Genomic DNA, 10663 nt, shown 5'->3' with positions numbered 1-10663 from the left:
CATGTCGTGAAGGGCAATGCCCGCAGGGCCAGGAGTGCCTCGAACTCGACGCCGCGCCGGCATGCTTCACCCGCATCGGAAGAAACTGCCTGGATACGGGGTGCGCGGAGGGTGATGTCTGTGAGGTCGACGCGCGTCTCGAGGTCGCCATCTTCGAGTGTCGCAAGAGCTGCAGTCCCTTCAAGGCCCACAGCTGTCCCCCTGGGTCCGTCTGTGGTGCCGGCAGCCAAGGCCGTAGTGTCTGCTACCGAGCCTGCGACTTCGGCGAGCAACTCTGCCCACAGGGACAAGAGTGCTACACGGTGACGGAAGACCTCAAGACCTTTGGATGCCGACAGGTGACAGCCCCTCGGGGATGAACCGCATGTCTTGGTAATCTGGTTACCAAAGTCTCCTCGGAACAATTGAAGGAGCCCGGTGGCGCCGGTAGATTGAGCCTCGACTTCGAGGGTGGAGACGCCTCGGTCCGGAGCTCATCTCGATGAAACTGCTGCATGCGTGTGTCCTGGGTCTGTTCGTCACCAGCGGCTGTGCCACGACGTCCGCTTCACGTCAGGCGCCTCCTTCCCTTCCTGACACGGCCGCGCTGGATGCCGAGGTCGCTCGCGCCATGGCGGCGACGGGCGCCAAGGGGCTGGCCATCGCGGTGATTGACGACGGGCGCGTGGTGGTGACGCGGGCCTACGGCGCTCGCAACGCCCAGGGCGAGCCGCTCCAGACGGACACCGTGATGTATGGCGCCTCCATCACCAAGACGGTCTTCGCCTATACGGTGTTGCAGCTGGTGGACGAGAAGAAGCTCCAGCTCGACACGCCCATCTCGCGCTACCTCGACAAGCCGCTCCCGGAGTACCCGGACGAGCAGCGCTACTCGACGTGGTCGCACCTGGCCGATGACGAGCGCTGGAAGCGAATCACGCCGCGCCACCCGCTCACCCACAGCGTGGGCTTCGCCAACTTCGGCTTCCTCGAGCCCGACCAGCGGCTGCGCTTCCACTTCGACCCGGGCAGCCGGTATGCGTACTCGGGGGATGGGCTCATCCTGTTGCAGTTCGTGCTGGAGCGGGGACTCGGACTGGACCTGGGCGCGGAGATGCAGAAGCGCGTGTTCGACCGCTTCGGCATGGTCAACACCAGCATGGTGTGGAGACCGGACTTCGCGAAGAACCTCGCGGACGGGTGGACGATGGAGGGCGCGGTGGAGCCGCACGACGAGCGCAGCACCGTGCGCGCCGCGGGCTCCATGGACACGACCATCGATGACCTGGCGCGCTTCGCCGCGGCGCTGGTGCGCGGTGAGGGCTTGTCGTCACAGTCCTTCGCCGAGCTGACCTCGCCGCAGCTCGCCATCACCACCAAGAGCCAGTTCCCCTCGCTCCAGGCCGAGCTGCCCGTGGAGCAGCGCCGCAAGGACCTGGCCGCGGGGCTCGGCGTGGTGCTGTTCGAGGGGCCGCAGGGGCGCGGCTTCTACAAGGGCGGGCACAATGACAGCACCGGCAACACGCTCGTGTGTCTGCCCGGCGCGCGCCGCTGTGTGCTGATTCTCGCCAACGACGTGCGCGCCGAGAACGCCTTCCCCCAGCTGGTGCGCTTCGTGCTGGGTGAGACGGGCGTACCGTTCGATTGGGAGTACGGCGACCGGGTCTTCTGGGACGGGCGCTGAGCGCTCACGCGCCGCCTTCCGTCTCCTCCGCGAGCGCGGCGTCGAGCTCCGCGCCCAGCGGGTAGATGACCAGATGCCTGGAGGGCTCGCTGCCGTGGCTCACCGCCTCCAGGCGGTAGCGGCTCACCAGACGATGCTGGAGCTTGCGCACGCGGGGCTGACGCGGTGCGAGCTCCACCAGGACGCCCTCGCGCAGGGCGCGCTGGACGGCGGCCTCGGCCTCGGCCACCGCCTCGCGGACCTCCTCCGCGTCCACGCCCTCCAGCACGTTGAAGAAGCCCTTCAACATCCGGCGCAGCTCCGCGGAGCTGCTGCGCTTCACGGACTCCACCCGCGCGCCGGTCTTCGCCACCACCCGACGCATCCTCGGGTCGTTCGCGTTCGAGCGCAGCGTGACGACGAGGTCCGCCGACTCCAGCCGGCTGACCAGTCGCACCTCCACCGGAATCTCGCGCAGCACCCGCTGCAACAGCTCCCGGCTCACGCCGTGCGGATAGATGCGCGTGGGGCGGGCCGCCGGCGCGGCCCCTTCCTCCTGGGGCTCGTCGACGAACCGCGAGGAGAACCGCGTCTGCCTGGGGCTCGCGGGCTCCGGCGCACGCGGCTCCGGACTCGGTGCCGGCAGTTCGTCAGGTGGCGGAGTGAAGGGCCCCCCGTGCTCGGGCGTCTCACCTGACACAGAGACGCCCTCGGATGCCGGTCCCTCGGGTTCCTCTTCCGTGCTCGACGCGGCTCTTCCTTCCGGAGCCACCGTGACCTGCCTCGCGGGCTCCACCTCCACGCGCCCCGACTGCGCGTCCTGCCTTCGTCGCTCGCCGCCGACGTCCTTGCCGGCCAGCAGCCGGTCCACCGCCTCCGCCATGTCGCCGTGCACACGCACCTCGTCACGGCCCACCATCTCCACCACGATGTCGAACGTGGGCGGCGACTTGCGCTCGCTCACCGTCTTCTGCGTGCGCCTGCGCCGGGCCTCGTCGTCGCTCAGCGTCACCGTCTGCACCCCGCCCACCAGGTCCGACAGCGTCGGGTTCAACACCAGGTTCTCCAGCGTGTTGCCGTGCGCCGTCGCCACCAACTGCACGCCCCGCTCGGCAATCGTCCGCGCCGCCGACGCCTCCGCCGAGGTCCCGATTTCATCCACGATGATGACCTCGGGCATGTGGTTCTCCACCGCTTCGATCATCACGTCGTGCTGCCGGTCCGGCCGCGACACCTGCATCCGCCGCGCCCCACCAATCCCCGGATGCGGCACGTCCCCATCCCCACCAATCTCGTTGGACGTGTCCACCACCATCACCCGCTTGCCCAGGTCATCCGCGAGCACGCGCGCCACCTCGCGCAGCTTCGTCGTCTTTCCCACCCCGGGCCGCCCCAACAACAGCAGGTTGCGCCCCGAGCCGATGAGGTCCTTCAACATGTCGATGGTCCCGAACACCGCCCGCCCCACCCGCAGCGTCAGCCCCACCACCTGCCCCCGCCGGTTCCGGATGGCCGACACCCGATGCAACGTCCGCTCGATGCCCGCGCGGTTGTCCTCCCCCGGCGCCCCCACCCGCTCCATCACCTGACGCAGGTCCTCCACCCCCACCGGCGTCTCGCGCAGCCGCACCACCCGGTCCACCAGCCGCGCCTCCGGCACCCGCCCCAGGTCCAACACCACCTCCAACACCTCCGAGGGAGCAAGCGCCCCCACCGCCGTCCGCAGCCCCTCCGGCAACACCTCCACCAGCAACAGGAAGTCATCGGCGACGGCATCGACACGCGGTGAAGTCATGGCGCCTCTCCTCTACCGGAACGCCCGGGGCGGCATCCATGCCCCTCCACCGCAACCTGCACCCTCCACCACCCTCCCGCACGCCCACCAACGGCACCCCGCTTCCCCTCGACCGCCCTCCTCCGACCCATGGCAGGGCACTGCCCACCCCCTCACCCTCCCCTCGGGACGGCCCCCGCGTTCACCGCCCACCGCCTCGCGCTGGAGAGGGATTTGCTTCGGCCCTCACCGAACTCCGCCTCGGGCGGCTCGGTGAAAGGGGGAAGGTGCAGTGACTTCCAGGTTTCACGAACGGAGGCGACGCCCCTGGCGCGCCCGCGCGAGCACGGGCCTCCTCCTGCTGCTCGCCGCCTGCAAGGGAGACTCGCTGCCCAAGGCCCGCGTCCTCCCCGAGCCGCCGCCCACCCACGCCGAGGGCTGCGAGAACACCTCCGCGGACCCGGGCCGCGTCACCCTGCACCGCCTCAACCGCGCCGAGTACGACGCCACCGTGAGGGACCTGCTCGGCGACACCACCCGCCCCGCGCGCGACTTCCCCGCCGATGACCACGGCTACGGCTTCGACAACAACGCCGACGTCCTCAGCCTCTCGCCCCTGCTGCTGGAGAAGTACGCCACCGCGGCGGAGAAGCTCGTGGAGAACGCCTGGGCCCAGGGCACCGTGCGCACCTGCACCCTGGACGCCACGAACCCAGAGCCCTGCGCACGCGACATCCTCTCGCGCTTCGCCCGCCGCGCCTGGCGCCGCCCCGTGACACCCGAGGAGGTGGACCGGCTGCTCGGCGCGCTCACGCTCGCGAAGCAACACGGAGACCCACCCGAGGCCGGCGTGAAGCTCGCCCTGCGCACGGTGCTCATCTCGCCCCACTTCCTCTTCCGCGTGGAGAAGGACCCGCAGGCCACGTCCCTCTCGCCCCATCGGCTGGACGCCTTCGAGCTGGCGAGCCGCCTGTCCTACTTCCTCTGGAGCAGCATGCCCGACGAGGCGCTCCTCCAGGCCGCGGAGCAGGGACAGCTCTCCACGCCCGCGCAGCTGGAGGCCCAGGTGCGCCGCATGCTCGCGGACCCCAAGTCCCAGGCCCTGGTGAGCAACTTCGCCGGACAGTGGCTCTTCACCCGCGCGCTCGCCTCCGCCGAGCCGGACCCGATGCTCTACGGCACCTTCAACGAGGACCTGCGCCAGGCCATGCGCCAGGAGACGGAGCTCGTCTTCCAGGAGTTCCTCACCGGCGAGCACAAGCTGCGCGACCTGCTCGACGCGCCGTTCACCTACGTCAACGACGCGCTCGCCGCGCACTACGGACTGCCGCTGCCCGGCAGCGCCACACCCAAGCGCGTGGACCTGTCCGCGCACCCCGAGCGCCAGGGCATCTTCGGCCACGGCTCGCTGCTCACCGTCACCTCCAATCCGGACCGCACCTCGCCCGTGCAGCGCGGGGTGTGGGTGCTCGAGCAGCTGCTGTGCTCCGCGCCGCCGCCGCCGCCGCCGAACGTCGAGGGCCTGCCGCCTCCGGTCAACCCGCTCATGACGATGAAGGAGCGCATGGCGCTGCACCGCAGCCTGCCGCAGTGCCAGGGCTGTCACCGGATGATGGACCCGCTGGGGCTCGCGCTGGAGAACTACGACCCCATCGGCCGCTGGCGGCTCAACGAGGTCAGCGGCGCGCCGGTGGACGCCACGGGGGACCTGCCCGACGGCGCCGTGCTCAACGGTGGCGCGGACATGCGGCGCTTCGTCAAGGAGGACCCGAAGCTGCCCGCGTGCATCACCGAGCACCTGCTCACGTACGCGCTCGGCCGGGGCATGTCCGAGGCCGACGCGTGCGTGGTGCGCGAAATCTCCGCCTCCGCGGAGGCCAGCGGCGGGCGGCTCGTCGACTACATCCTCGCCATCGTCCTCAGTGACTCGTTCACCTCCCGGCGCGGCGACACGGAGGCCCAGACGCCATGAGCCACAAGCGGCCACTCTCCCGTCGAACCTTCCTGCGCGGCACGGGCGCGCTGATGGCGCTCCCGTTGCTCGAGCGCATGGTCTCCACCGCCCACGCCGCCGAGGCGCCCCTGGCCCCTCGCCGCCTGGCCGTCTTCTACGTGCCCAATGGCATCCACATGCAGAAGTGGCTGCCCGCCGGCACGGGCGCCGCCTGGGAGCTGACGCCCACGCTCCAACCCCTGGCGGCGGTGAAGAGCGACGTGCTCGTCATCAGCGGGCTCACCAACGACGCGGGCAGGCCCGACGGCGACGGCCACCACGCCGCGGGCACCGCCGCGCTCTTGTCCTGCATGAAGGCCGTCAAGACGGAGGGCACCGACTTCCGCGCGGGCATCTCCATGGACCAGGTCATCGCCCGACACCTGGCCCAGCAGAAGGCCACGCGCTTCGCCTCGCTGGAGCTGGGCAACGACGCGGGGCGCGGCATCGGCAACTGTGACTCCGGCTACGCGTGCCCCTACGCCAACAACATCTCCTGGGCCGGGCCCCGCACGCCCATGGCCAAGGAGGTGCGCCCCAAGGCCGTCTTCGACCGGCTCTTCGGCGGCATGGACCCCGGCTCCACCCAGGCCCAGGTGGAGAAGCGCCGGGCCTATGGCCTGAGCATCATCGACTTCGTGCGCGAGGACGCCACGTCGCTCCAGAAGCAGCTCGGCGTGACGGACCAGCGCAAGCTGGAGGAGTACTTCACCAGCGTGCGAGATTTGGAGAAGCAGCTGGAGGTCCTGGGGCAACAGGTGCCCGTGTGCGGCGCCCAGGTGTCGCCCGTCGACAACGAGGACCCTCGCGCCAAGACGAAGGCGATGATGGACCTCATCGTCCTCGCCTTCCAATGCGACCTCACCCGCGTGGCGACCTTCATGCTCGCCAACGCGCGCAGCAACAAGGTGTACGGCTTCCTCGGGCTCAGCGGCGGACACCATGCGTACTCGCACCACCAGTTCGTCCCGGCCAACTTCGACGCGCTCTCACGCATCGACCGGTGGGAGGTGGAGCAGTACGCCTACCTCGTGCGCCGGTTGAAGGAGAGCCGGGATGCCAGCGGCGCGTCGCTGCTCGACAGCTCGATGGTCTACTTCACGAGCGAGCTGGAGGACGGCAACGGGCACATCCATCGCAACCTGCCCGTGCTCATCGCCGGCCGGTGTGGCGGCGCGGTGGGCACCAACCGACACCTGCGCGCGACGGGCCTGCCCATCGCCAACCTCTACATCTCCATGATGCGGGCCATGGGCGTCCCCGGAATCACGACTTTTGGCTCGGACGGTACGGGGGAATTGCCGGGATTCGGGGGGTAGCGCCCGACCTCGCGGCATGGACGCAAAACGTCACCATGCATGGACGGACGTCCTGACGCATCATCCTCGGCATGCGTCCGTCTTCCGTGCTCCGCGCAGTCGTCCTGCTCCTGCTCGTGTTTCCTCCCGGCTGCGCGTCGGCCTCGAAGTCCAGCGCGCGCAAGGCCGCGCCGTCCCAGCGGGCCTCCGCCAGCGCGCCCCGGGGACAGCAGGCCCGGAGCGCTCCGCAGACCCGGCCCGCGCAGCCCACGGCGAAGGACTTCGCGCGCGACATGGTGGAGGCCCACAACCAGGCGCGCGCCCAGGCGCGGCCCACGCCGAAGCCCGCGCTGCCGCCGCTCGTCTGGTCCGACGAGGCCGCTCGCCAGGCCGCCTCCTGGGCCAGGGCCTGCAAGTTCGAGCACAACCCGGAGCGGGGTGAGTACGGCGAGAACCTGGCCGCCGCCACGCCGGATGCGTGGACCACGCCGCAGGTGGTGAAGAGCTGGGCGGACGAGGTCTCCGATTACGACCACGCTCGCAACACGTGCAAGAAGGGCAAGGTGTGCGGGCACTACACGCAGGTGGTGTGGCGCAAGACGACGGCCGTGGGCTGCGCCACCGTGACGTGCAAGAAGAACTCGCCCTTCGGGGCCGACTTCCCCACGTGGCAGCTGTGGGTCTGCAACTACGCACCGCCCGGAAATTTCGTGGGACAGCGGCCCTACTGAGACGCGGTGTCGCCGTGGGAGGGTGCGTGGGTGCGTACACCTTCCGGAGGCCCGTGGCGCCGTCGATAATCGCGGGATGAACCGCTCCTCCGTCCGACGTCTGCTGGCCCTCGGTCTGCTCGTGCCCTGCCTCGCCACCGGCTGCGGCTCCGATGATGACAACGATGACGACACGCCTTCGGGGGATGCGGGGACCCCGGATGGAGGGGGCTCGGGCAGCCCGGACTCCGGTACGCCCGACTCGGGCTCCGGGTCGCTGTCGCAGTTCGCGCAGGACATGCTGACGGGGCACAACGCCACGCGGGCCTCCGCCAGGCCCACGCCGAGCCCCGCGCTGGAGCCGCTCGGCTGGGACACGGGCGCGGAGGACGTGGCGAAGGCGTGGGCGGCGAAGTGCCAGTGGGGGCACAACCCCAACCGCGGCCCCTACGGTGAGAACATCACCGCGGCCACGCCCAACTCCATGTCCACGCTGGAGGTGGTGAAGGGCTGGAGCGATGAGGCCGTCGACTACAACTACGCCAACAACTCGTGCGCGTCGGGCAAGCAGTGCGGCCACTACACGCAGGTGGTGTGGCGCGACACGAAGCGCGTGGGCTGCGCCACCGTGACTTGCACGGAGAACTCGCCGTTCGGCAGCAGGTTCCCCACGTGGCAGTACTGGGTCTGCAACTACGCGCCGCCGGGGAACTACACGGGGCAGAAGCCCTACTGAGATGCCAGGGCGCGCAGCCATGCGGAGAGGGTGTCCAGCGCCTGCCGGGACAGCGTCTCCACGGCGGGCGACTCACGCGTGACCACGGCGAGAGCGTGGTCCGCGCCTTCGATGACCTTTACTTGTGCGCGGTCGTTCGCGCCGGTGCGCTTCGACAGCCCCTGGTTGAGCGCTCGCGCCGTGAGCGCGGCGGGGGTCGTCTCGTCGCGCTCGCCCAGCAGCGCGAGCACGGGGCCTCGCACGCGTGGCAGGTCCTCGGCCGCGTCGTAGGACAGCACGTCGCGCCACAGTGGACGCTGGCGCTCCAGGAAGCGCTCCACCGTCACGTCTCCGAGTGACGACAGCGGCGTCACCGCGAGCCAGCGCTTGCGCTTCGCGCGCTGGAAGTGGAAGTCGAGCGTCTTGCGTGCACGGGCCTCGCCGCCGTCCTCGTACAGGCGCGCGTCGTGGAGCACCTCGAGGAACTCGTTCAGGTCCACCAGCTCCGGCCCGGTGAGGCCGCGCTTGCGGCCCTCGTTGCGCATGCGGTGCTGCTCCTGCTTCCACACCGCGCCGGCTCCGCCCGAGATGAGGATGAGGAAGCCCACCTCCTCCGGCGCGCGCGCCGACGCGTTCACCGCGGTCCACGCGCCTTGCCCGAAGCCCATCAGCCCCACGCGAACCGCGGGGCCCAGCCGCTGCCGCAGCAGCCGCACCGCCGCGAGGCCGTCATCCCCCTGCGCCTTCAGCCCCGGCTGGAGAGCGTCTTCGGCAGTGCGGCCGTCATCGCCCGGCCCCTTCAGTCCCGGCTGGAGAGCGGCATCGGTGGTGCGCTTGTCATCGCCCTGCTTCTTCAGCCCCGGCGCGCGAGCGTCATCGGTGGCGCGGCCGATATCACCTCGAGCTGTCCCCGCTCCCGTGGCATTCGCGCTCGTGCGTGTGGCATCGGTGGCCCGGCCGACATCCCCCCGAGCCGGCCCTACTCCCGTGGCACTCGCGCTCACGCGAGCGTCATCGGTGGCGCGGCCATCACGACCCTGCGCGCTCAGCCCCGTCCCACGTGCGTCGTAGGTGAGCACCGCGAATCCATGCTCCACCAGCAGCGCCGGATAGGGCTCCAGCGCCGCGCGAGAGCCCCGCCCCACGTCGTGCAGCAGCACCACCGCGTTCCTGGGCACTCCCGTCCCCGGCAGCCACAGGGTCGCCGGCAGCTCCGCGCCCTCCACGGACACCGTCACCGCCTCGGTGCGCACCGGCGCCGGCGCGAGCACCATCGGCTCCGCGCTCACCCCCGTGAGCACCAGCTCCGGCGATCGCCACGTGACGCGCGCCTCCGGACGGCTTCCCGCGAGCGCCCACACCCCGGGCTCCCTCGGCTCCAACCGCCAGCGCCGCCGCGAGGCGAAGTCCATCAGGAACGGGGCCGTGCCCTCCCCCGCCACCCGCACCAGCCCTCCGTCCGGCCGACGCCAGACCCCCTCGACGGGGACCGTCGCCCGGGACGCCCAGGCCCCGCTCCCGACGAGCACCAGCCCCAGGACCACCACCACGCTCACACCCAGCCTCGGCACGCCACGCCTCCGATGATTTGACGCGCGCGCGTTCAAGCCGACCCGGGGCCCCGGACGCAACACCGTGTCGCGTCCGGGCTCGCTCGTGTGGACCGCTGGACACTCCCACTCAGCGCTTCAGGTGGTGCTCCAGGAACATCGACGTCTCCGCCCACGCCCTGGCGGCCGACTGCTCGTCGTAGCGCGCCCCCGAGGGGTTCGCGAACGCATGCTCCCCATCCAGCTCGACGATGCGGTGGGCAATCCCCAGCTGGTCCAGCGCCGCGCGGAACTCCGCCACCTTCTCCAGCGGAATGGACGCGTCCCGCGTCCCGAAGATGCCCAGCACCGCCGCGCGGATGGTCGACAGCTCGTTCACGTCCGTCACCGGGCTGCCGTAATAAATCACCGCCGCGTCCAGCTCCGGCACCAGCATCGCCGTGCGCAGGGACATGCTCCCGCCGAAGCACCACCCCAGGCTGCCCGTGCGCGTGGCCTTCACGCGCGCGTCCTCCTGGAGGAACTTGTGCGCCGCCACCAGCGTCTGCCCCGCGCGCGCGTGGTCCACCGCCTTCACCAGAGCCAGCGCCTCCTCGGACGTGGTGGCCACCTTGCCGCCATACAGGTCCACCGCCAGCGCCGCGTAGCCGTTGGCCGCCAGCCGGTCCGCCCAGTGCTTGATGTGCGAGTTGAGCCCCCACCACTCGTGGAGGACCAGCACCGCGGGCAGGGGCCCCTTCGCGCCCTCGGGCAGGCTCAGGTACATCTTCGTCCCGGCCACCTCCACCTCCTGCCCCTTCAGCTCGGGCGGCGCGTCGTCGCGCAGGGTGTGCATGGCCTTGAACTCCGCCTCGGAGACCGCGCCCGTGGGAGAGGGCTCGCGCCGCACCTCCACCGGCTTGCCCCGCGTGCAGCCTGAGACCAGCAACAACACACCCAACCACAGCAGGTGACGGTGCATGAACGCTCCTTCGCGCCCTG

8 protein-coding genes are annotated in these 10663 nt (G+C 70.7%); 5 read left to right on the top strand and 3 right to left on the bottom strand.

The annotated features are described in order from the left end of the window. The first annotated feature begins 481 nt into the window (after nucleotides 1–481). Nucleotides 482–1663 (top strand): serine hydrolase domain-containing protein, encoded by a 1182-nt coding sequence (locus tag VZQ01_RS22050; RefSeq protein WP_223783849.1) that lies wholly within the window; start codon nucleotides 482–484, stop codon nucleotides 1661–1663. 4 nt (nucleotides 1664–1667) lie between these two features. Here VZQ01_RS22050 and VZQ01_RS22045 read toward each other — a convergent pair whose 3' ends face one another. After that, entirely contained in the window at nucleotides 1668–3437 is a 1770-nt protein-coding gene (locus VZQ01_RS22045) for an AAA ATPase domain-containing protein (protein ID WP_426744311.1), read from the bottom strand. 271 nt (nucleotides 3438–3708) lie between these two features. On the opposite strand from VZQ01_RS22045, the gene VZQ01_RS22040 reads away from it, so the two are divergent. The 4 genes from VZQ01_RS22040 to VZQ01_RS22025 all read left to right on the top strand — a co-directional run bounded on the left by VZQ01_RS22040 (nucleotide 3709) and on the right by VZQ01_RS22025 (nucleotide 8153). Beyond that, entirely contained in the window at nucleotides 3709–5388 is a 1680-nt protein-coding gene (locus VZQ01_RS22040) for a DUF1592 domain-containing protein (protein ID WP_426744310.1), read from the top strand. Continuing rightward, complete coding sequence (locus VZQ01_RS22035; RefSeq protein ID WP_426744309.1) at nucleotides 5385–6728, top strand: DUF1552 domain-containing protein; 1344 nt, start codon at nucleotides 5385–5387, stop codon at nucleotides 6726–6728. Before VZQ01_RS22040 ends, VZQ01_RS22035 begins: the two co-directional genes overlap by 4 nt. Nucleotides 6729–6799: 71 nt before the next feature. After that, the gene (locus tag VZQ01_RS22030; protein ID WP_248545507.1) at nucleotides 6800–7438 is read left to right on the top strand and encodes a CAP domain-containing protein; all 639 of its coding nucleotides are present in this window, start codon (nucleotides 6800–6802) and stop codon (nucleotides 7436–7438) included. Nucleotides 7439–7514: 76 nt separating this feature from the next. Beyond that, nucleotides 7515–8153: a CAP domain-containing protein gene (locus tag VZQ01_RS22025; RefSeq protein WP_223750371.1), complete on the top strand. Its 639-nt coding sequence runs from the start codon at nucleotides 7515–7517 to the stop codon at nucleotides 8151–8153. On the opposite strand, the gene VZQ01_RS22020 is transcribed toward VZQ01_RS22025, so the two are convergent. Both VZQ01_RS22020 and VZQ01_RS22015 read right to left on the bottom strand, forming a co-directional pair. Beyond that, nucleotides 8147–9688 carry an alpha/beta hydrolase family protein gene (locus tag VZQ01_RS22020; protein WP_426744308.1) on the bottom strand — a complete coding sequence of 514 codons (1542 nt, stop codon included), beginning with the start codon at nucleotides 9686–9688 and terminating at the stop codon, nucleotides 8147–8149. The two genes, VZQ01_RS22025 and VZQ01_RS22020, sit on opposite strands and share 7 nt — an antisense overlap. Before the next feature lie 124 nt (nucleotides 9689–9812). Continuing rightward, the gene (locus tag VZQ01_RS22015) at nucleotides 9813–10643 is read right to left on the bottom strand and encodes a dienelactone hydrolase family protein (protein ID WP_223783843.1); all 831 of its coding nucleotides are present in this window, start codon (nucleotides 10641–10643) and stop codon (nucleotides 9813–9815) included. Between the last annotated feature and the right edge of the window lie 20 nt (nucleotides 10644–10663).

Origin of the sequence: Myxococcus faecalis (assembly GCF_050039385.1) — a bacterium.
GTDB lineage: Bacteria > Myxococcota > Myxococcia > Myxococcales > Myxococcaceae > Myxococcus > Myxococcus fulvus.
Note: the sequence above shows the minus strand (reverse complement) of the source record. Positions and strands in the feature narration are given on the sequence as shown.